General features: G+C 58.0%; 1 protein-coding gene. It reads right to left on the reverse strand.

What is annotated here, in order from left to right:
• Positions 1–116: 116 nt before the first annotated feature.
• A complete protein-coding gene (locus tag B071_RS0112955) occupies positions 117–1,223 on the reverse strand; it encodes a hypothetical protein (protein WP_018527496.1) in 1,107 nt (368 codons plus the stop codon).
• Between the last annotated feature and the right edge of the window lie 36 nt (positions 1,224–1,259).

Raw genomic sequence — 1,259 nt, forward strand, 5'->3', positions numbered from 1 at the left:
CTTCAGGCAGCGTCTGGGGAATGCCCCCCGGGGGGAGCGGCGGGTCGGGGAGGAGCCCTGAGGAGGGCCAAAAAAAACCCCGCCCGAAGGCGGGGTTCGTGGTGCTCGGGTATACCTTAGAGGTTTACCCGGGCGCGGACGTAGATACCACTGCCAAGCCCGTCGGTGGGAACAAACTCGTCACCAACAACGGTGTTGCCGATGCCGTTATCCTCTTCCTGCCAGAAGTAACCGACACGGAGAGTCATGGCTGCCAGGTTCAGGTTCACCGAGACGTCGAAGGAGTCGAAGGTATCCTCGTAGACATCGTCGTCGAGACCGAGACCGATACCCACAACGGCGCTCACCATGTCGTTGAGCTTCACAGCCGTGGAGATACCCATGGCACCGAGGAACTCATCCTCGTCACCACCCAGAACCATGTAAGTGTCGACCATGTCGGCGTAGTGCACACCGAGGGTGAACTTGTGGATGGTATCGGTGTCTGCATCATCTTCGAAGAGAGTCAGCGCAACGGCGGTGCTGAGGGAGATGTCGGGAGCAACTTCGATGCTGGTCAGGGAGAACCCGAGTCCGAGCTCGAAATCGTCGTCGTCACCCTCGAGGAGGTGCAGGACAGCCTCGTAGCCCAGGGTAGCAAAACCCAGGTCCTGGGAGCCGTCAACACCGAGGAATACGGGGAAGTTCACATCTTCTTCAGCACCTGCTTCTTGTGTCTCGCCTTCCCAGTGAACAGCCTTCATACCGACGGCGGTCCAGAGGTTGGCCATGCCCATCAGGTCCAGGTGCAACTGCATTCCCACCATGGCCCAGTCGGACATCTCGAACCCGCCCCAACCGTAGGTGTCGATGTCGATGGTGTTCTTTGCCTCGGCCAGGTTGTACCCGGCGTTGAAGATGATTCCCAGACCCATGTCCTCTTTGGTTCCAAGGAAACCACCCAAGTCAACCGTGGCGTGGGCGCGGTCAAGACGGAAATTGTAAACATCGTCAGTGTCTTGCCCATCGGGCTTCTCATCACCCACATCCCAGCGCATGCGCACGTCGGCCTGGGTGTACTCGTCGATCTGCCAATTCATCTGAAGCCGGGTATCGACCTGGCTGAAGCTTCCTTCATCACCATTGAACATCCGCGTATCAACGCGCCCGCCGATCGTCAGATCAGCCATAACCACACCGCCAACCATTGCCAGCGCTGCTGCAAGAACAATAATCTTCTTCATGCAATTCCTCTCTCTTTGCAAACTGTGACAAGAGCC

The organism is Alkalispirochaeta alkalica DSM 8900 (assembly GCF_000373545.1).
Classification (GTDB): domain Bacteria; phylum Spirochaetota; class Spirochaetia; order DSM-27196; family Alkalispirochaetaceae; genus Alkalispirochaeta; species Alkalispirochaeta alkalica.

Excerpts from the sequence above, each read along its gene's own strand:
- B071_RS0112955 (WP_018527496.1), bottom strand. The coding sequence starts at position 1,223 with ATGAAGAAGATTATTGTTCTTGCAGCAGCGCTGGCAATGGTTGGCGGT.